This window comes from Shewanella electrodiphila (assembly GCF_023283985.1).
GTDB lineage: Bacteria > Pseudomonadota > Gammaproteobacteria > Enterobacterales > Shewanellaceae > Shewanella > Shewanella electrodiphila.
Map to the genome: position 1 here is coordinate 25182 of NZ_JAKIKU010000011.1, position 19392 is coordinate 44573.

Annotated in this window: 16 protein-coding genes; 4 read left to right on the forward strand and 12 right to left on the reverse strand. The window is 42.1% G+C overall.

All coding sequences use genetic code 11. From position 1 onward, the window contains the following. Positions 1–269 precede the first annotated feature (269 nt). Complete coding sequence (gene hmpA / locus L2737_RS17370; RefSeq protein WP_248956582.1) at positions 270–1463, forward strand: NO-inducible flavohemoprotein; 1194 nt, start codon at positions 270–272, stop codon at positions 1461–1463. Between the two features lie 97 nt (positions 1464–1560). Here the strand turns inward: hmpA and envZ are convergent, their stop codons facing one another. The 10 genes from envZ to L2737_RS17420 all read right to left on the reverse strand — a co-directional run bounded on the left by envZ (position 1561) and on the right by L2737_RS17420 (position 12852). Beyond that, complete coding sequence (gene envZ / locus L2737_RS17375) at positions 1561–2883, reverse strand: two-component system sensor histidine kinase EnvZ (RefSeq protein WP_102529590.1); 1323 nt, start codon at positions 2881–2883, stop codon at positions 1561–1563. A 41-nt stretch (positions 2884–2924) separates the two neighbouring features. Further along, positions 2925–3650 carry an osmolarity response regulator transcription factor OmpR gene (gene ompR, locus L2737_RS17380; protein ID WP_102529589.1) on the reverse strand — a complete coding sequence of 242 codons (726 nt, stop codon included), beginning with the start codon at positions 3648–3650 and terminating at the stop codon, positions 2925–2927. A gap of 196 nt (positions 3651–3846) precedes the next feature. Then, complete coding sequence (locus tag L2737_RS17385) at positions 3847–4632, reverse strand: hypothetical protein (RefSeq protein ID WP_248956583.1); 786 nt, start codon at positions 4630–4632, stop codon at positions 3847–3849. 161 nt (positions 4633–4793) lie between these two features. After that, positions 4794–5279: a transcription elongation factor GreB gene (gene greB / locus L2737_RS17390; protein WP_248956584.1), complete on the reverse strand. Its 486-nt coding sequence runs from the start codon at positions 5277–5279 to the stop codon at positions 4794–4796. Between the two features lie 94 nt (positions 5280–5373). Beyond that, complete coding sequence (locus tag L2737_RS17395; RefSeq protein WP_248956585.1) at positions 5374–5856, reverse strand: hypothetical protein; 483 nt, start codon at positions 5854–5856, stop codon at positions 5374–5376. 52 nt (positions 5857–5908) lie between these two features. Then, positions 5909–6595, reverse strand: coding sequence for a TorD/DmsD family molecular chaperone (locus tag L2737_RS17400; protein WP_248956586.1), 687 nt, complete (start codon positions 6593–6595; stop codon positions 5909–5911). A gap of 50 nt (positions 6596–6645) precedes the next feature. Then, the gene (locus L2737_RS17405; RefSeq protein WP_102529584.1) at positions 6646–7326 is read right to left on the reverse strand and encodes a DMSO/selenate family reductase complex B subunit; all 681 of its coding nucleotides are present in this window, start codon (positions 7324–7326) and stop codon (positions 6646–6648) included. Between the two features lie 12 nt (positions 7327–7338). After that, positions 7339–9852 (reverse strand): DMSO/selenate family reductase complex A subunit, encoded by a 2514-nt coding sequence (locus tag L2737_RS17410; RefSeq protein WP_102529583.1) that lies wholly within the window; start codon positions 9850–9852, stop codon positions 7339–7341. Positions 9853–9898: 46 nt separating this feature from the next. Next, the gene (locus tag L2737_RS17415) at positions 9899–11887 is read right to left on the reverse strand and encodes an MtrB/PioB family decaheme-associated outer membrane protein (protein ID WP_248956587.1); all 1989 of its coding nucleotides are present in this window, start codon (positions 11885–11887) and stop codon (positions 9899–9901) included. A 14-nt stretch (positions 11888–11901) separates the two neighbouring features. Further along, complete coding sequence (locus L2737_RS17420) at positions 11902–12852, reverse strand: DmsE family decaheme c-type cytochrome (RefSeq protein ID WP_420709429.1); 951 nt, start codon at positions 12850–12852, stop codon at positions 11902–11904. Positions 12853–13047: 195 nt separating this feature from the next. Between L2737_RS17420 and L2737_RS17425 the strand changes: the two genes are divergently transcribed. Both L2737_RS17425 and L2737_RS17430 read left to right on the forward strand, forming a co-directional pair. Next, a complete protein-coding gene (locus L2737_RS17425; protein ID WP_248956588.1) occupies positions 13048–13980 on the forward strand; it encodes a helix-turn-helix domain-containing protein in 933 nt (310 codons plus the stop codon). Between the two features lie 322 nt (positions 13981–14302). Next, positions 14303–16660: a Tex family protein gene (locus tag L2737_RS17430; RefSeq protein ID WP_248956589.1), complete on the forward strand. Its 2358-nt coding sequence runs from the start codon at positions 14303–14305 to the stop codon at positions 16658–16660. Positions 16661–16782: 122 nt separating this feature from the next. On the opposite strand, the gene L2737_RS17435 is transcribed toward L2737_RS17430, so the two are convergent. Both L2737_RS17435 and L2737_RS17440 read right to left on the reverse strand, forming a co-directional pair. Next, positions 16783–17727: a hypothetical protein gene (locus tag L2737_RS17435; protein ID WP_248956590.1), complete on the reverse strand. Its 945-nt coding sequence runs from the start codon at positions 17725–17727 to the stop codon at positions 16783–16785. 266 nt (positions 17728–17993) lie between these two features. After that, entirely contained in the window at positions 17994–18284 is a 291-nt protein-coding gene (locus tag L2737_RS17440; protein ID WP_248956591.1) for a putative quinol monooxygenase, read from the reverse strand. A 140-nt stretch (positions 18285–18424) separates the two neighbouring features. Here L2737_RS17440 and L2737_RS17445 point away from each other — a divergent pair, with 140 nt between their 5' ends. Continuing rightward, the gene (locus tag L2737_RS17445; protein WP_102526174.1) at positions 18425–19375 is read left to right on the forward strand and encodes a LysR family transcriptional regulator; all 951 of its coding nucleotides are present in this window, start codon (positions 18425–18427) and stop codon (positions 19373–19375) included. The last annotated feature ends 17 nt before the right edge of the window (positions 19376–19392 follow it).

Here is a 19392-nt window from a genome sequence, read left to right on the forward strand (position 1 = left end):
TAATTAAATCCTTGTTTATTATATGGTTAAATGTAAAAAAGACTAAGATGATTGTAATGAAATAGAGGGTTAACACCTAAGTAGAGTTATTGCTCTATCTCTTATTGGATATAAGGTGTTACTTGCTTATGAACGACCGAATGTATGAGATCAATTGTTAAATGATCGCTAGATAAAATGAAATTAATCTAAAATATATTGATCTAAATCAAATGCATGTTTATTATCTTGTCAAAACATGCATTTTAAATACATATTAGAGGTTGTTTATGTTAGATCAGCATACTAAAGACGTTGTTAAGAGCACTATTCCATTATTAGAAGCGGCAGGTCCTGCACTGACTACGCATTTTTATCAACGTATGTTTGAACATAATCCTGAGTTAAAAGATGTATTTAACTTGGCCCATCAACATACTGGTGGCCAACCTGTTGCCTTATTTAATGCCGTTGCCGCTTACGCAAAAAATATTGATAACCTAGAAGCACTGGGCGCCGCAGTTGAGCGTATTGCTCATAAACACACAGGTTTCTTAATCAAGCCAGAGCAGTACGCCATTGTTGGTGGTCACCTTTTAGCGACACTTAAAGAACTCGGCGGCGATGCTGTGACTGAAGAAGTGTTGACCGCTTGGGGCAATGCATATGGCTTTTTAGCGGACATTTTTATTAATCGCGAAGCGCAGCTATATCAACAAACAGCGGCTAAAACTGGCGGTTGGGAAGGCACACGCCGCTTTGTGGTTCAAGCAAAAACGCCTGAATCCACGGTTATCACTTCATTCCTGTTAGCACCAGAAGACGGTCAGCCAGTCGTCGAATTCACTCCAGGGCAATACTTAAGTGTGTCGCTTGATCACGAGCAGTTAGAGTTTAAAGAAATTCGTCAGTATTCATTATCAGATGCACCTAATGGCAGTACGTACCGCATTAGTGTTAAGCGTGAACAGGGCGGTAAAGTTTCTAACTTACTGCATGAGCATTACCAAGTCGGAGATATCATCGATGTGGTTGCACCTGCGGGTGATTTTGTGCTGAATACCGCTGCTGAAACGCCTGTAGTGTTGTTGTCGGCTGGTGTCGGCCTTACGCCAATGAAGAGCATGTTGAACCAGCTATTATCGCAATCACATACAGCGAATATCACTTGGGTTCATGCCTGTGAAGATGGCGCACAGCACAGCTTTAAACAAGCAATTAAAGCCAAACGAGATGTGAATACCAACTTAGAAAGCTACGTTTGGTATCGTCAGCCTTTAGCGACAGATTTACCTGCCGAAGATTTTGATTTTGAAGGGACTGTAGAGCTTAATAACATCGCCGAAAGTATTGTGCCAAATGCCCAATATTACTTCTGTGGCCCTATCGGTTTTATGAAAGCCATCAAGCAGCAATTACTTGGGTTAAATGTGCCAGAGTCGCAATTACATTACGAAGTCTTTGGCCCTCACGCAGATTTATAATCTGTATTAAACCGATTTTTATATAGCAAAAAGCGACTCATCGAGTCGCTTTTTTGTTGAATGAAATTGACTTAAAACAGGGTTAGCTAAGAGCCACTTACTGGTTTTCTATTGGCAACCATACTTGCGCTCTAAGGCCGCCTTCAGGTCGGTTTTTAAGTTCAATCTTGCCGTGGTGACGGTCGATAATTCGTTTCACAATGGCTAAGCCAAGACCTGAACCTACTGAACCTCGGGCACTATCCCCTTGGGTGAATGGTTGAAACAGCTTTTCAATCTCTGCTTCATTAATGCCAGGGCCGTTATCTTCGATAATAAAACTGACACCTTTAGCGGTTTGATACGAACTGATTTTTATCAAGCCGTTACCGTAGCGAAAGCCATTTTCTACTAAATTACTCAATACTCGTTTAATCGCCACGCTTTGAAAAGGCACCAATGGACAATCTTGTAAATTGAGTTCAATGTTGCCTTCTCGGTGCATTTCCTGTTGGTTGATTTCCTGGATCAAGCGGTTGATATCATTAAGCTCTCTGGCACTTTCTTGGTCGTGACGCACATAAGCAATAAACTGGTTAATGATGTCATCCATATCTTCAATATCGGTGACTATGCCATCTTTGAGGTATTGATCTTCATCCACCATCATTTCAGAGGCTAAGCGAATTCGTGTTAGTGGCGTACGTAGGTCGTGGGATATGCCGGCCATCAGTAACGCTCGATCTTGCTCAAGTTGCTTCATACTGTGAGACATCTGGTTGAATGCATGGGTTACTTCAACAATCTCTGATGATCCACTTAAGGGTAATGGCTCTGGGAATTCGCCTTTAGATACAGAGAAAGCAGCGCGTTGTAAACGCTTAAGCGGCCTGTTGAGCCTGCGTGCAAACCACCATCCACCTGCGACACTGAGCGCACCAATTACCAATAAATACAATGTTAGTGGTGATAAATCATTTTCGTTTAGCCCTGTCAGCGGCACTTTTATCCACAGAGTCGGTGCTTGTGGCGGCCTGATCCACACTTGCAGTTGTTTACCTTGAGAAAAGCGTACTTCCGCTTCGCCGCCAAGGTACTCAGACATTTGTTCGGACAAAAAACCATAATAGGTGGCCGATTCGAGCCCCGCTGCAATGGCGTTTTGCTGATTGTAAACTTTCATCTCATCATCGCGCACTTTTGCATTGAGGGCATCAACAACGGTGAGGTTTTCACGGGTGATGACAACACCATCAATAAACAATAAGTTTATTTGTCGTGCGATGAGTTGGTTGATTTGTTCATAACTGGGTTTAATAAAATAAACCGTTACAGAGAGGTAAGAAACCAGTTGATTAATCAGTAGCAAACTACCAATAAGCAATACGGTTTGGCTGAAAGAATTACGTGGCAGAAAACGCTGCCACCATTTCAGTTTGATTGCTTTTGGCTGACTAATGGTTTGTGACTGGCTGATAGAAATTAACCCCGAGCAGTGCCGTCAGGCACGAACACATAACCTAAACCCCAAACTGTTTGGATATAGCGTGGGTTAGCGGCATCAACTTCGATTAATCGGCGTAAGCGAGACACTTGTACGTCAATAGAACGCTCTAGTGCTGAGTAGTCACGACCACGGGCAAGGTTCATGAGCTTATCGCGCGATAATGGCTCTCTTGGGTGAGATACCAATACTTTAAGCACGGCAAATTCACCTGAGGTGAGAGCGATACTTTTTTCTTCATGGAACATTTCGCGGGTTGCAAGGTTCAATGAAAAGTCACCAAAACTAATCACTTCTTCTTGTTGCGCAGGCGCTCCAGGCACTTCTGCTGTTTGACGACGCATCACAGCTTTAATGCGCGCGAGTAATTCACGTGGATTAAACGGTTTTGGTAAATAGTCATCGGCGCCAAGTTCTAAGCCAATAATGCGGTCAACTTCGTCGCCTTTGGCGGTGAGCATGACAATTGGGATTGGGTTTTCTTGTTGACGTAAGCGACGGCAGATTGATAAACCATCCTCACCCGGCAGCATTAAGTCTAAAACCAATAAGTGAAAGTTTTCGCGCTCTAATAAGCGATCCATTTGTTCAGCATTAGCTGCGCTGCGCACTTGATAACCTTGTTCAAGTAAATAGCGTTCTAATAATGATCTGAGTCGCATGTCATCATCGACAACGAGAATTTTAGATGTTTCCTGGCCCATGAAATATCCTTTTGTCTAAATTTCGGCGCTAAATACAGTTAGTAAGCTAAATATAGCGACTTTATTAGAGTGCAAACAAGAGGTGTAATAGTAGTTTATGATTGTGCAGGGATAATATGACGAAGTTATTAGATTAAGTCTATGAAATTAATTGAATTTAATGATATTGATTGGAATATTAGAAATTGTAACTAAATCAGTTTTTTCGCATTAATCGCGAAAAAGTATCAATCACGCCATCTTCGTTGTTATCGAGGAGGAAGATGAGCTGATCATCATGAAGTTTGACATTAAAAGCTGCCGATGCAATTTCACCGTAGCGACTGAAGCCTGTTTGGTTGTTGTCATCATATTGAGCCTGAAAATAAACTTCTTCAGAATCTGATTGATGCTGATATTGACCCCATTCCATTCCCGTGAGTTCGTCATCATGGTCAAAGTTAATTTGTAACTGTACATATAAGCCATTATCGAGCATCAATACGGCATACAAGTCATCATATTCTTGGTTATACCAGTAACCTTCAATGTCTCGCGAGCGCAGTTGTTCGTATTCAACAATATTGTCGATAGAATTGTCGGCTTGTTTATCCATATTCAACTGCAATCTTGATGCGTCATTATTGAGGTAAACATGACTGTGATTGTGCTTAGTCAGTAAGGTGATAAACCCTTTGGACGGGTTATTGCTAAAGGTGGGGTTGAAGGAAATGGATATTGGCATATCCACAAAAGCGGTGGTATTAGATAACGCAAAACTGCCCCATTCAGCGAAACTATTACTCGGCTCATTTAAGTCCAGCCCAATTTGCAGGTAACTTTGATCTTCATTTATTTGCAGTAGTTCAATATGCCCAGCTTGCTGGCTAAGCCAGTTGCCTATGATGTATTCAGGTAGGTGGTTACTCGGTTGTGCCTTGAAACTTATCAGCATCAGAAGCGTCACACCAACTAACATCATCCAGAAAACTCTACTACACATAAAAGTTCCTTTTTTATGTTATTTACTCGATACAGGGTAAATAAAAACCGGATCTCAAGTTTAGTAAAGAAACATCATAGGGCAAGAAATTGTAGAATAATTCGCCATAAAGTTGACGTATGTATGAGTAATGCACTGTTTTTGGGCAGGTGTCAGGTTTATTATACCTCTAAGTTAGTATAAGAAATCTTGTTGATATACCAATCTTGGGGGCCATTGGGGGTAGGGACAACGGCATCGTCATCGACTTCTTTTTTGAGTAATGCACGGGCCATGGGTGAATCAATAGAAATATAGCCTTTAGCATCGCCGTAAATCTCATCAGGACCAACAATGCGAAATTGCAGAATATCACCGGCATCATTTTCAATTTCGACCCAAGCGCCAAAGAAGATTTGTCCTTCTTGTTCTGGGGCATACTCAACGACTTTTAAACTTTCAATACGTTTGCGCAAAAAACGGACTCGGCCATCGATTTGGCGCAATAAACGTTTGTTTTCTTTGTAGTCAGCATTTTCGCTACGGTCACCAAGGCTAGCTGCCCAAGCCACTTTTTTGGTGATCTCAGGACGGTATTCTCGCCATAGGTAGTTCAATTCAGTTTTTAGTTTGGTCATCCCTTCCGGGGTGATGAGATTGGTCTTCACTTGGTTTGCTACTCAATGATGCTGATATATCTGATTGAGTGAAATTACCTAAAAGGAGTGCGGTTGTCGATAGCGCTTTTTGATAAGTATGGGGCTAGTTACCCATATTTCGGCTTTGACTGCGACGTTGATGACGTAATTGCGATAACTGACTCATCGCAGTGATAACCTTTTGGCTCTGATTACAGATAACAGCTTGTCTGGCATCAATGCTTTGGTTACTTGCGTTAGCCTGAGGATCGGCTTGCTTCAAACACTGTTTGGCATAATGCTCAGTGATTTGCACAATTAACGCTTCGGCTTGGCTGAGATCATTGCTGTTTATTTCTTTGACGAAGAGGAGTAAAAAGCAATCGAATAGAGCACTAAAAACATCAGCATTAGCAAACTCTGACTCAATACAGACTTGCCTGCGGGACTCATCAATTAAAGCGGCGACTAAGTTGGCAATTGTAGTCGCGTTGGTTGCCCCGACTAAAAGGCTGTTTACGTAGGTGTCTTGTTGCCAAAACGCGACCAATTGATGCGACCATTCGGCCTTATCCCATTGCTCGCCCATTGCGTGAATGACTGACATAACAAGCTCCTACGAAAACAACATATATCGAGTATAAAACCAGGTTAAACAGCTACCTAAATAACTTTCTTGGCATAGGTAATATTTTAAATGCTTCGGCTAGTTCCGCTAAATAGTCATTAGCCAATAGCGAGATTCCTACATAAAAGTCGGTCTCAGCATTGATTTTGGCCAGCTCTAAACAGCGTCCTGCCCATGGCAACATATGTTGTTGCAATAGCACTTGGATAAACTGTGTTAGCTGCTGTGCATCAGTGTCAGAATCTGGGTTAGTCGCGGCCTCTTGCAAGGTAGCAAAGCTTGAGTCCAGTACACTAAAGAACAAACCGATATGATCCACTGGCTGTGGCATTGTTAGGTCGAAGTTAACCCCGTATTGCTTATAAAAATCAATGAGGGCAATGGTTGATGCATCGAAATGCACTTGATCTTCACCTAAATACGCAGAACCCTGTGGAATAGCTTTAGGCTCACCAGGACCAAAGAAAAGCTGGCCGTAGTCGACTTTTAAATCAAGTAACTGTTCGGCTTCATTCCAATGATTCAGATAGGTTGTTAGAGCGTCACGTCCTTGTTGATTATCGCTACGGTTGGCAAATGTAGGCCAAGTTGCAGCGACGTCATTTTCTACCATGCTGTGAATTAATTCAGCATCTGGATAATGACAAAATAGGTTATGTAAAATACGTGCGATTGCTTGGTATTCACTTAACTGTTCAACTGACTGTTCAATACTCATTTAACTTTTCCTCAAAAAGGGCAGTGGTGAAGCACCACCGCCAGATCTGATTATACTTCGTTAGGGTTCAAGATTTTACCTGCACCAGCACCTGCTGGTTGACCATTGCGGTTTGCTTTAATGATCAAGTTAGGTGTAGTGATTGATGGATCAGGTAATGGTGCAATATGCCCATCACCAGCGCCATATTTAGCTTGAATGTTTTCTACTGTATCAAAATCCATTGCACGCATTGGGCAAGATTCAACACAGATAGGCTTACGCCCTTCAGCTAGTCTGTCATAACAACCGTCACACTTGGTCATCACTTTACGTTCTTGATCTAATTGCGGCGCGTCATATGGACATGCACGTGAACAGCTTTCACAGGCAATACATAAGTCTTCAGCTACATGCACTAAACCGTCTTCACGACGTTTGTGCATTGCACCTGTTGGACAAGCCTTAACACAAACTGGCTCGCTACAGTGGTTACAGCCAATAGACATGTAGTAAGCAAATACGTCTTGCTCAAAAGTACCAGTTGCTGGATCGACATTCCAAGATCCGCCACCGTATTCATATACGCGGCGCCAGTTAACACCATTTAAACTAGGTACGCCGTTTTCAACTGGCTTAGTTGCATTGCGAATCTCTTCGCCTTGTCTGTCTTTACAAGAGATATGGCAGGCTTTACAGCCAGTACATTTTGTCGTATCGACATAGAAACAATATTGGATAGCATCGCTCATGGTAGCGCTCCCTTATAAAACTTTACGAAGTTGAACACGGTTAGTGTGTTGTGGATTACCTTTAGCCACTGGGCTAGGCATGTAACGGGTTAGCGAGTTAATCGCGCCGCCAATGTCCACGACTTTGCCAGAAGAGCCAGTGCGACCATTTGGATCAGGTTTGAACCAAGCGCCTTGACCTAAAGCAACGACACCAGGAAGTACGCGAGGTGTGATGCGTACAACCACTTCAATAGAACCACGTTCGTTATACATTTCGACAGTGTCACCAGAGGCTACGCCGTACTGTTGAGCATCAATCGCGTTCATCCATACTGCATCTTCAACCGCTTCACGTAACCAAGGTACGTTGTGGTAGCTAGAGTGAGTACGACCCTTAGTGTGGTAACCCGCTAATTGCAGTGGGTAATCATCTTTGGTGTCTTCATCTTCATAGCTGTCCCACGTTACTGTGTATTGTGGGATTGCAGTAATGGTGTCGCCTTTAACTTTGTTTTGTTCCCAGTTTGCTGAGCGCCATGCAAGCTCTGCAGAGTGGATTTCAATTTTTCCTGAAGGTGTTGCTAGTGCTTCACCGCCATTAACAAAACCTTGTAGCGCCACGTTGCGGTTTTCCATGTTCTTGCGGAAGAAACCAATTTCTTGTGCTTCTTTGTAAGTTGATGGGAACGCAGGAGTTACACCTAAGTTTTTGCTGTTTGAACGAGTTTGTTGGTAAAGCTCTTCTAACCACTCATCTTCTGTTTTACCTTCAGTAAACTCAGCACCAACACCCATTGCATCAGCGATCATTGCTGATACTTGGTACATTGACTTACAGTCCCAAATTGGGTCTACAGCGGCTTTCATTGCTGTGATGTAACCCATTGCGCCAGAAGCATAAGAGTCATCAACTAAGTCATTTGATTCTAACCAAGAAGTATCTGGAATGATGATGTCGGCAAATTTAGCGCCTGGGGTCATCCAGCAATCACAAGAAACGATAAGCTCAACGCCGCTTTCATCTTTTAAGATTTCTGCAGTACCGTTAATGTCAGCGTGTTGGTTCAATAGCGAGCTATCAGAAGCTGAGATGATCACTTTGATATTAGTGCCAAGTGGCGTATCTAAATCGTCAGTACCCGTAATACCGTGAGTACGGGCAGTCATGGTTTCACCATTGTGAATCGCTTCTGACCAAGTGAAGAAAGAGATTTTTTCTTTCACTGGGTTAGTGCCTGTAGGGATAGAAGCACGGTACATGTTAGTCATGTTTGGTAGTTCACCGTTTGATGAACCTTCACGACCTAATTTACCTGCTAATACACCTAGCATGTAGATAGCACGAACGGTTTGTTCACCGTTTGCTTGGCGGTTAACACCCGCGCCAGCAATGATGTAAGGCTTTTGAGAAGCCATTAAATCGTCTGCAACTTGCTTGATGTTGGCTTCAGAAATACCAGTGATTTTCGCAGCCCATTCAGGCGTACGCGCTTCACGGTCAGCAAACTTGCCTTGCGCCATGATGTAGTCGTAGTAGTTCTCTGCACTGTCCATTGCTGCAGCGTATTCAACTTTTTTCGCATCGCCACTGGCTGCAAATTCTGCTTTTTGTGCTTCGATTGAAGCAGCGTCATAACCGACACTGTTCTTATTGATGAAGTCGATAGAGTTTGCGTCAACCCAACCTGAACTGATCATCAAGTAAGCAATCGCTTCTGCTAATGCAGCATCAGTACCTGGACGGATTGGTAACCAAGATGATTCTTTACCTGTCATTGAGTCAGTGTAACGTGGGTCGATCATCGTGACTTTAAGGCCGTTTGCACGTTGCAGAGCCTGTAAGTAATCGTAACCTTCACCTGAGCCTGATTGACGGATTTCACTTGGGTTGTAAGCAAAACCTAATAAAAAGTCACTGCTTTCAAGTGTTACTGTGGCAGAACCTGATGTGCTGCCAGTACCAAAGGTGTGTTTAGCCGCTTCAGTTTGTTGCGCCCAAGAGTAGTTACCGAAGTATTGTAAGCAACCGCCAACTAAGTTGAATAAACGGTTGAAACAACCATTTGATGCGAAACCATAATATGCGCCAGAGCCGTAGCTTCTGAAAATCGCCTTATTACCGTGTTCAGCAATAACAGAAGTCAGTTTGCCACCGATAGTGCTCGCTGCTTCTTCCCATGTAATTGGCACAAACTTACCTTCGCCGCGCTCACCAACACGTTTCATTGGTGATTTTAAACGGTCAAATGCATAAGTGCGTTGACGTAATGAACGACCACGTGCACAAGCACGAACTTGGTGCATACCGTACTCATCTTGTACATCATGATGAGTTTCAACGCGGGTAATCATCCCGTCGCGGCTGTAAACTTTAACTGGGCAGTTTGAGCCACAGTTTACTAGACATGCCGACCAAGTTAATGCTTCATCAACTGGTGGTTGCGGTGGTACTGGCTCAGCATCTTTTGAGCTGGAATTACAACCAGTAACGGTGGCAGCACAACCTAAAGCAGCACTCATTTTTAAGAAACTTCTGCGTTCCATTATTAAATCCTCTTACTAAAATTTATTCAGTGCGTTCGTTCAACGACTACAGCACATAGCTGAAATTCAGCATGATCTGATGGGCGTTATAATTGTGATTAAGCTCGCCCAGGGTAACCATGCCTGGCACTTGATCAGTGGTCATTTGAGCGTCATCAGTGTCGTAATAACGTTCGTAGCGATAAGTCAGTTTTAATGCCATGTCATCACTCAAGGCATAGTTAGCGTAAAGACTCGCGCTATGGTTATAGGAGTAGTAATCACCGTATGGGTTAGTACCATCAGCGGTAACATAAGTGTCACTGCTTGAATTACTGAACAGGTAATCAGCGCCTAAAGTCAGCTTATCTTCCATTAAGCCGCCGTAACTTACGCCTGCACCTAAGTTGATAAACTCATCTTCAATGTCGGCGTACCAGTCAGGGTCGCTGTAGTTTTGACTCCCTGCCTGGGCTGAATTAATCCATTGTTGGCCTGCGAAACCGTAAGCAGAGAACTGCTTAGTCAGTTGCATATTGACGTTAATGTCGTAGCTGTAATCTTCTGATTCAGTTAATCCGATCACAGTGTCGTCATAGTTATCTTTTGCATAACGACCAGTAAAATCGATGCTTAACCAATCAAGCGGTGTGTGACTCATGCGCAGTTCAACTTCGTTACGCTCTCTGTCCGCAAGGTAGTATTTGCGCATCAGTGAATTGTCTTCACTCGAGGTTAATTCAGTGGCTTGATATTCAGAGCCGCCACGATTGCTGTGACCTGCTTTCATATCAATGGTGAAGTTATCAATGGCGCGGATAGACAATTTTGCCCATAAGCTATCTTCATTAGTTTCTTCACGGTCGCTGTAGGTGCGTTCGATATCTTTGCGGTCGTAACCTGCTTGTAGGCGGTAGCCACTGGCGATGCGGTAACTGGCATTGACCTTGAACGTTGAACGCTCAACATCTGTGGCGACATTTTCTTTAAAGGTGCCGCTGACGCTATCGAAGTTGTATTGCTGGAATTCAAATACCGAACTGTTGTTTTCACGGTTGCTGTAGTCAACACTACCGCCAATGCGTAAACGGTTGCTGAGCATTGAAGTAATACGGATATTGGCATCAGTAGTATCGACTTCACCGTCCCAGTTTTGAATTGGGTTACCTGCAACTTGAATTAAATCGTCATCTTGGATCATACGACCAACAATAAAGCGACCTGACATAATAGTGCGGTCTAGTTGGTACTGGCCTGATAACGACACTTGGTGTGCTTGATTGTCTGGTGTGGCTGAGTAGACATCGTAGTCAGTAGGTAAGCTGAGGTTTTCAGTATTATTTTTGTACTGACTGCCAAAGTAGCTTAATTCCGTTAACCAGTTTTGCCCGGTTAACGCTGCGCCAGCAGTAAACGAGTCCGTGGTGGAATCAACACGCTGACCAAAGTTAACAGGACTTGGGCTGACTAAGCTGCTGCTCTTGTAACCGGTTTTATCTTCACGGTCGAAACGCACATACCCTTGATAAAAGTCTTGATTAAAATCAGCACCAATACCGACTTTTTCACGTTGCTGAGATAACTCAAATACGTAAGTGTCGCCAGGCAACATCATGCCGTCATCGTAATAAAGATTACTTTGCGCATCACCTGATTTGTAAGTGGTAATCAGTGAATAATCGGCATCGACATTAAATAAGCCTTTTTGACCCACACTGATGTTCGCTGTGCTGTTTTCAAAACCTAATTGATGGGCTTGAATACTGGCTTGGTAGCCATTTTCATCTTGGTATTCAACATCGCCACTAAGGGCAGTGACAAAGCCATCTTGATCGGTACCTAATGCATTAGCAGCATGGACATCATCGCTATCGATGTATCCAGCTGAAATATCGATGTTGCCGCTGTAACCTGAAGTATTAGTACAACGCTTACACTCATACTTTTCTTGGTTTAGGTTTTCAGTATTGGCATTACCAACTGCAAAGTTAGCGGCCATGGTTGGCGCAGAAGCTAACAATAAAGAAGCGGTAATTACATTCAATTTAAAATTCATGATATGGCTCCTAATTAACGCTGCAGCAAGCTGCCAGCTGGGTGGTTAGAACCATGGATTTGGCTGTGGCAGTTCAAACAGCTTTTTCCGCCGCCAAAGGCATCCATTCCAGGTTGTAAAACAACGCGACTCGCGTGACCGTCATCAGCGTGACATTGTTGACATAGTTGCGGTGCACGGTTGTTGAGCATGCCTTCGTTAACGCTGCCATGTGGGTTATGACAAGTGACACAGTTTTCAGTGACCGGTGCGTGCTCCCATAACATTGGGCCGCGTTTTTCAGCGTGACAGCTGTAACAGGTGTCATTAACAGTCGGTTTATTGAGTGCACTTTCTGACATTGAGCCATGTGGCGAGTGACAATCGATACAGGTCATTTGATCCCATTTCATTGGGTGAGCTGAGCGCTTGTTCATGTCGGCTTTTTCACGGGTGTGACAGCTAGTACAAGTATCATTAACGGTAAGTTTGTCTAATGCAGGATCTTTAGCGGCATGCACTACGTGGCAATCTGCACAAGCAATCTCTTCGAGATTATGAGTGCTGCTATGCCAAGCCATTTGTTCTGGGTCGTTATGGCAACCTTGGCAAACGGTGTTTTGGGTCGGTGCATCAAGTTTGCTGTCTTTACCAAACTGGATCATTGGCTCTTTACCACCACGGTTGTGGTTGCCTTGTGGACCATGACAGGCCTCACATTGAAGACCCGCCATTGGAGAGTCCTTGCTGGTTAAGTCGCCATGTGCGCCTTTGAAAATGTCAGTAACGCCTTCAGTGCGTTGGTGACACATTAAGCAGCTGTCTGCTCCTTTAGGGGAATACTTACCTTCAGCAAACTTCTCCACTAATTTTTGAGAAACTTGTTCACCTGTCATGTCATCCCATGGCGCTGCTGCGGCATTAAATGAGCACAAATAAAGGATTACACTGATAGAAGCTAGGATGTTTCGACACCAGTTCATCATGTCACCTGACCTTATTAAATCGAATTTATAAAAATGGACTAATCAATAAGGGGTATTTTAAAGAATTGTAAATTTCAAATCTAAGAATTGCGTTTATCATAAAGCGACATTTGTGATCAGGATCTATATCAGGGGTAACAAAAAAAATTAAAATACTTTCTGCAATGACATTGGTATAAATAAAAAGTTCCCCTTATGATTAAATATAAATGCAGACCGGCAATTCATACAAAAATAGTATGTGAGTATTGCGAAAGAATTAACTTTCCGTTACCGGCTGAATATGCACATTTTAAATATTTGTCTGATGAAGAATTAATAAGTTTTAATACCATAACTAACTTATTAAATTTTATTGAAAAGAATACTAATAATCCTTTTTTCTTTGTCGACTTCGTCCAGTTTTTCAATCAACGCATCGAAGAATTCACTCGAATCGACCTGTCTAGTAATGTGAGCAATGCCAGTAAACTGATTGCGTTTACCCAGTTCTACAATCAAGTGTCAGATCTTAATTGGACCAACACAGAGACAGCCGATTCTGTTGGTTTGATTGCAAAACGTTCACAGCAATCATTAGCTTCGAAGTACGACGATCTCTTTATATATGCATCTATGATGTATGTTTTAAAATTTAGTGAATCAAATAAATCCGATATAATCATAGAGTTACCTTTCGGTCGTTCTTTCTATGGCTATAATGTCGATCTACTGGAAAACGTGAAGTTTAACTGCCAGTCCTTTTCTGTTTTCGTTAAAAAAGATGAACGAGATAAGGTGCTTGTCAACGCATTAATACCGCGAAAAATCTCTAATTTAGAACGTGTTAATGCGGCAGCTAATAGTATTTCACCTGCAGATTTAAGCTTGGTAGCATTAGCAAATATGCTTGGTATGTCGTCTAGGAGTTTACAGCGAGAAGTTAAAATTGAAGGTTTTTGCGTAAAAGACATAATTAAAAAAACCAAAGCGAATGCTATTATTTATATTTTAAATAAAAATAATGGCAATATAAAAGTGACCGCTTATGAGTGTGGTTTTAATAATCTTTCAGTATTTAGTCGTCAATTTTCTAACACTGTTGGTTGTTGTCCTACAGAATATGTCAAACGTCAAAATATTATTTAAACTTAAACTATGAAAAGGTAAGATTAAATAAATGTATCAATTGTTACGTTTGCGAATGATTATTAATTGGATTTATTGTTAATTAGAAGTAAGTCACATTAGCCATTAATTAAGTTGCTTCCTCTATCACTTTAGAGGTGTTTTGCTGAGCCTTGTCACAGTATCTAGATTCATTTCTGAACCCAAACCTCGTTATTTGAAAAGCAAATTGTGTTTTGTGAAGCACTAAAACCGTGAAAAAATCGTAATCTCAATAAACGTTTTTAGCTGATTATGCTATCTTTGGGCGATATTTGTTATTCAACGCCGAATAAGACCCTTTATGCTTAGTATTGCTCAAATTATCGCTCAAGAACTGAATGTTCGTGAGCAACAAGTCTCAGCGACTATCGCGTTACTTGATGATGGTTCTACCGTTCCTTTTGTTGCTCGTTACCGTAAAGAGGCAACGGGTGGTTTAGATGATGCCCAGTTACGTACCTTAGATAGCCGTTTAGGTTATTTACGTGAACTAGCAGAAAGAAGGCAAGTTATTCTTTCAAGCATTGATACCCAAGGAAAATTAACGCCAGAATTAAAGCAGGCGATAAATATTGCTGATAGCAAAACTCGTCTTGAAGATTTGTACCTTCCTTATAAGCCTAAGCGTCGCACTAAAGGTCAGATTGCTATTGAAGCAGGCTTATTGCCACTTGCTGATTTTTTATTAGCTCATCGCCAAACTAACCTTGATGCGAAAGCAGCTGAATTTATCAATCCAGAAGCCGGCTTTGCTGATAACAAAGCAGTGCTCGATGGTGCGCGCTTTATTCTGATGGAACGTTTTGCTGAAGATGCGGATTTATTACAGAAAGTACGTCAGCATTTACGTCAGCAAGCTGTGCTTGAAAGTCGAATGGTTAAGGGCAAAGAAAAGGAAGGTGCGAAGTTTCGTGATTACTTTGAGCATACTGAAACCATCACTAAAGTCCCATCTCACCGCGCTTTAGCCATGCTTCGTGGTCGCAACGAAGGCGTGTTGAGCCTGTCGATGAATGCAGATCCCAAAGCAGAAGTGGCGCAAAGCAGCTATTGCGTGGTGATTATTGCTGAGCATTTCAATTTAAAACTGTCTGACTCTGACGTTGATCAATGGCTAAAAACAGTGGTCACTGCAACTTGGCGGGTAAAAATTGCCCTGCAAATGGAAACTGAGTTCATCAGTGCGATGCGTGAACGTGCAGAAGCTGAAGCGATTAATGTATTTGCTCGTAATCTAGGTGATTTATTAATGGCGGCGCCAGCGGGTGCTAAAGCCACAATGGGCTTAGATCCTGGGTTACGTACTGGTGTTAAAGTCGCGATTGTGGATAACACAGGTAAATTTGTTACTCACACCACTATTTTCCCACATGCGCCGCAAAACGTTTGGGACAAGTCGATCCGCACTTTATCTAACCTAGTAAAAATGCATAAAGTTGAGTTGATTGCGATTGGTAACGGCACAGCATCACGTGAAACTGACAAATTAGCGGCTGAAGTGATTAGCTTTATGAAAGAGACCCACCCGAGCCTGACTAAGATTATGGTCAGCGAAGCCGGCGCCTCTGTTTACTCTGCTTCTGAGCTAGCATCCGATGAGTTCCCGAATCTGGATGTATCGATTCGTGGTGCGGTATCGATTGCACGTCGTTTGCAAGATCCGTTAGCGGAATTAGTTAAAATTGAACCAAAATCCATTGGTGTCGGCCAATATCAGCATGATGTGAGTCAAAGCCAGTTATCTAGTTCACTTGAAGCCGTTGTCGAAGACTGTGTGAACGGTGTTGGTGTCGATTTAAATATGGCTTCAGCGCCATTGCTGGCTCAAGTGGCTGGTCTCAACAAAACCTTGGCTAAGAATGTCGTTACTTATCGTGATGAAAACGGCCAGTTTGAGACCCGTAAGCAATTATTGAAAGTCGCGCGTTTAGGCCCTAAAGCTTATGAGCAGGCTGCCGGTTTCTTACGTATTCCTCAGGCAAAAAATCCATTAGATGGCTCTTCTGTTCACCCAGAAGCCTATAAATTAGTGGAATCGATTGCTAAAGCGAAACAGCAAACGGTTACGCAGTTAATGGGCAATACGGCATTACTATCAGAGCTTAAAGCAGTAGAGTTTGTCACTGAAGAGTTTGGTTTACCGACTATTACTGATATTTTGGCCGAGCTTGATAAACCTGGGCGAGATCCTCGTGGTGAGTTTAAAACTGCCAGCTTTAAAGATGGTGTTGAAGAGTTAAAAGATCTCAAACTTGAAATGATCCTCGAAGGGGTTGTCACTAACGTGACTAACTTTGGCGCCTTTGTAGATGTGGGTGTGCATCAAGATGGTTTAGTGCATATTTCATCATTAACAGATAAGTTTGTTAGCGATCCGCATACTATCGTTAAAGCGGGTGACGTGGTTAAAGTCAAAGTGATGGAAGTTGATACTGAACGTCGCCGCATTGCATTAAGTATGCGCTTAGATGAGCCAGTACAAGCTAAAGCATCATCGAATAAGCCACAGGCTTCAGGTAAAGGAAGTACTGGCAAAGGCAAACAAGCAGCTTCTAAAGGTCAGTCAGCTAAAGGCGGCCAAGGTAAGCAAAACAAAGCCCCTGCCAATGCGGCAATGGGCGATGCATTTGCTAATGCGTTTGCAAAACTCAAAAAGTAATATTGTTCTCGCTATTATTAAATAGCTAAACAGTGACATTAAAGCCTTAATGACATCGAGGTAACTCGTTGTGTTAAGGCTTTTTTATTGCTTGTTGATATGATGCGAAACGGCGTTGATGGTTATTCTTCTATGTAAGTCAGACAAATTTCATCAAAGTTTGTTTTTGGTGAGATGACTTCTTTATTCTTGAGCATTTCTTTATGGTCTTGCTTACTGATTAGCTCATTATCGATAGTAAATACTTGGCGTTGACTAAGCTGACTTTTCACTAAAAACTGGCAATGCTCTTGGTGAAATGCCTCGTCAAATAATCCATTATCTTTGATACGCTGTAGACCTACTTTTATTCGGTTGGCTAATTGAGGGTGTGCGGGCGATACATGAAATAGTGTGACTAATGGAATATGTAATAAGGTGTTTTTTTCGACAATTAAATCGGGATAAATTTTTCCATAGGTTTCAACTTCATCATAGGCTTCATTAATTCCGCGACCGAAACTGATAAAGCGCTCTTTATCAAGCATATGAAAAAGCCCATCGTAACTCGAACCAATAACCACATCCATTCCTGCTTTTTCCATTGCAAAGCGTGTTGACCAAAACATCCCTGATCCTGTCGGTATCAATTTGAATTGCTCGAATGTGTTGATGTCAGAAAATAGTGATTGGTTTTGCTGTTTGATGATGAAGATGCGAAATCCTTGAACACCTTTTCGTAGTGGCACATCAATGGCAATAAGTTTTTCACTCCATTGTGTTTTAGGCGCTTCGGCGATGACATTGATTAACTCGCCAGTCATTAATTCAGGTAAGACTCTACCTGATGTCATTGGATAATCTGAGGTGGTTATCTCCCAGTCTCCAAAATCATCTTCTGTATGAATTAAAGAAAGCTGCATAAGCTTATAGCTATATTCGTAGCGGGTATCATGGACAGAGTCAGGTTGATTCAATATAACCACATCTTTTGCTAGTACTGGCATGACTAGTGCTGATGTTACTAGGAGCAGGACGCTGAAAAACAAACAAATATTCACAGCAAAGGTATATCTTGATGATGTCATCTTTGCCTCTTTTGTTTGGGAATGGAATGATTGGCTAATCCAATATAATTAATTACTTATCAATACTCAATAATTATAGGGTTGTGAATCAAAACCTAGCTTGTGCAGGCCATAAGTCATCATATTTGCAGCAAATAACGATCATGGCGGAAGATATCATTTAGTGGAGCTAATGCAATAAAAAACGCTAAATCGGTATCGACTTAGCGCTTTATAGTGGGTGAGGAGATCGCTTGCGTATTTAAACAGAAGATAAAGCCCTGAGTTTAAGCGATGTGAGTCATTTCATTTAAAATAAACTGCTCAACAGCGCCTTCGGTTGCACTCATATATTCAGCTAAATGCGTGTTACCCATATGTGTTTGCCATAACTCACGAGTTTCCCAGTTTTCATAAAACATGAAATGAGCTGGATTTTCGTTATCTTGATGTAAGTCGTAATTGATGCAACCTGCTTCTGCGCGAGTGATCTCAATCAGTTTTAATAGCTCTGCTTTTACTAATTCAATTTTGTTTGCTTTAGCAATGATGTTTGCCACAATAGTGAGTCTAGTCATGTTGAATAATCCTATTCTTATATTGAAATTTAAATGGCGCTATTTGCGCTGTGCTCGTTTGATGAATCTATATTAGTCCTTGTCATGAACATCTTAAACAGCGTAATGTTTGATATATTCTCAAATTAAAATTGATAATTATGCTATTAGAAGACTTGATTGTGATTTCAAAGGTAGCTGAATTTCGCAGTATTACCGCGGCTGCCGAAAACCTTGATATGCGAACGGCAACAGCCAGTGCGGCAGTTAAACGGGTAGAAAATGCCATAGGTGTTGAGTTGTTTGTACGTACTACACGGCATTTAAGGCTCTCTACTGCAGGCGAGCGTTATATTCCTCAATGTGAGAAAGCCCTGTCTATGCTGGCGCAAGCTAAGCAAAATATTAAAGATGATCTCGATATCATTGACGGCAATTTACGTATAGCACTCTCGTCTGATTTTGGGCGTAACTTGGTGATACCTTGGCTAGATGAATTTATGGATAGTCATCCACAGGTGAATCTTCGCACCAGTATCAGTGACAGTAATATTGACTTCTATCGTGATGCTGTGGATATGGCACTGCGTTATGGCTCGCCAACAGAGGCCAACGTATACGGGTTTAAAATCTGTAATGTGCCGAAACTTTTGTGTGCCAGCCCTGAGTACATCGCCAAGTTTGGTCAACCTCAACACCCTGATGATCTTACTGAACATAATGGCCTGTTATACCAACTGTACGATATTGTGCATGATGAATGGTGTTTTACTGATAGCCATAATCACCAATATAAAGTGAAAATGAACAGTAACCGTGCAGGTAATGATGGTGAACTGGCAAGGCGGTGGTGTTTGGCTGGCAAAGGCTTGGCGGTAAAGTCATTCCTTGATGTTTCAGCAGATCTTTTGTCCGGTAAGCTTGTGAGTGTAATGCCTGATTTTACACCTAGCCCAACAGAACTATGGCTGATTTGCCCAAGCCGACAGTCGATTACACCTGCTGTAAGGCTATTGAGAGATAGCTTCAGAGAGAAAACCCTGCATATTCTTAAGCAGTTAGTTGATGAAGGCATCCTTGAACAGCGGAGTCTTGATAAAAACAGCTTTTAATCAAACTATAAGAAAAC

What these genes read in the sequence shown, in the direction of transcription:
- hmpA (WP_248956582.1), top strand. Translation starts at nt 270, where the DNA reads ATGTTAGATCAGCATACTAAAGACGTTGTTAAGAGCACTATTCCATTA.
- L2737_RS17410 (WP_102529583.1), bottom strand. Translation starts at nt 9,852, where the DNA reads ATGGAACGCAGAAGTTTCTTAAAAATGAGTGCTGCTTTAGGTTGTGCT.
- L2737_RS17435 (WP_248956590.1), bottom strand. Translation starts at nt 17,727, where the DNA reads ATGACATCATCAAGATATACCTTTGCTGTGAATATTTGTTTGTTTTTC.
- L2737_RS17445 (WP_102526174.1), top strand. Translation starts at nt 18,425, where the DNA reads ATGCTATTAGAAGACTTGATTGTGATTTCAAAGGTAGCTGAATTTCGC.
- L2737_RS17440 (WP_248956591.1), bottom strand. Translation starts at nt 18,284, where the DNA reads ATGACTAGACTCACTATTGTGGCAAACATCATTGCTAAAGCAAACAAA.
- L2737_RS17395 (WP_248956585.1), bottom strand. Translation starts at nt 5,856, where the DNA reads ATGTCAGTCATTCACGCAATGGGCGAGCAATGGGATAAGGCCGAATGG.
- L2737_RS17415 (WP_248956587.1), bottom strand. Translation starts at nt 11,887, where the DNA reads ATGAATTTTAAATTGAATGTAATTACCGCTTCTTTATTGTTAGCTTCT.
- L2737_RS17405 (WP_102529584.1), bottom strand. Translation starts at nt 7,326, where the DNA reads ATGAGCGATGCTATCCAATATTGTTTCTATGTCGATACGACAAAATGT.
- L2737_RS17430 (WP_248956589.1), top strand. Translation starts at nt 14,303, where the DNA reads ATGCTTAGTATTGCTCAAATTATCGCTCAAGAACTGAATGTTCGTGAG.
- L2737_RS17425 (WP_248956588.1), top strand. Translation starts at nt 13,048, where the DNA reads ATGATTAAATATAAATGCAGACCGGCAATTCATACAAAAATAGTATGT.
- L2737_RS17420 (WP_420709429.1), bottom strand. Translation starts at nt 12,852, where the DNA reads ATGATGAACTGGTGTCGAAACATCCTAGCTTCTATCAGTGTAATCCTT.
- L2737_RS17385 (WP_248956583.1), bottom strand. Translation starts at nt 4,632, where the DNA reads ATGTGTAGTAGAGTTTTCTGGATGATGTTAGTTGGTGTGACGCTTCTG.
- ompR (WP_102529589.1), bottom strand. Translation starts at nt 3,650, where the DNA reads ATGGGCCAGGAAACATCTAAAATTCTCGTTGTCGATGATGACATGCGA.
- L2737_RS17400 (WP_248956586.1), bottom strand. Translation starts at nt 6,595, where the DNA reads ATGAGTATTGAACAGTCAGTTGAACAGTTAAGTGAATACCAAGCAATC.